Here is a 648-nt window from a genome sequence, read left to right as displayed (position 1 = left end):
CCCTCCTTGCCGACGCCGAAGACCTGGAAGATCAGCCCGCCTTCGGCGTCGAACGCCTCGACCGACACGGCCGGGCCGCGCTGCGTGGGCTTCGCGACCGCCCAGACCTCGGCCACTTTGTCCAGCCGCAGGTGCAGGTTGAAGCCCGGGTCCATCACGTTCTGCCACGGCCCCATCGGCTTCAGCGACAGGATCGGCCCGGTGTGGATCTGGATGCAGCCCCGGTTGCCGACGAAGATCCTCACCTCGATCCCCGCATCGCGCACGGCATTCAGCATCGCGTCGGCGGCGGTCGGCGCCAGCGGGCGCACGAAGGGCGCGCCGGCCACGCGGTAGGCGCCGAGACGGTTCATCTTCAGCTTGGCGCACAGGCGCAGGAACTGGTGGGTGTCCGTCAGCTTCGCCCATTCCTCGCGCAGGATGTCGGCCTTGTCCTCGCGGACCTTCGCGGCCTCGACCGGCTTGCGCGGCGCGACCTCTTGCCCTGCAGACTGGTCGTCGACCGCAAGGTCGGCCACGATCCGCGCCCAGACGTCGTGGTTGGAGGCCTCGCGCAGGTGGATCTTGTGCACCGCGTCGCCCGCCGCGTCGAAGACCTGCAGCGAGCGACGGCCACCCTCCTCGACCGCGAAGGCGTGCACCCAGTGC

1 protein-coding gene is annotated in these 648 nt (G+C 70.2%); it reads right to left on the bottom strand.

Going from position 1 to position 648, the window contains the following annotated elements; all coding sequences use genetic code 11:
- A partial coding sequence (locus tag ACFDS3_RS20630; RefSeq protein WP_375264197.1) for a ChuX/HutX family heme-like substrate-binding protein occupies positions 1–648 on the bottom strand: 648 nt, incomplete at both ends.

This window comes from Palleronia sp., from assembly GCF_042089775.1.
Taxonomy (GTDB): Bacteria; Pseudomonadota; Alphaproteobacteria; order Rhodobacterales; family Rhodobacteraceae; genus Palleronia.
The sequence above is the reverse complement of the archived record's forward strand: the minus strand, read 5'-3'. Positions and strand labels throughout refer to the sequence as shown.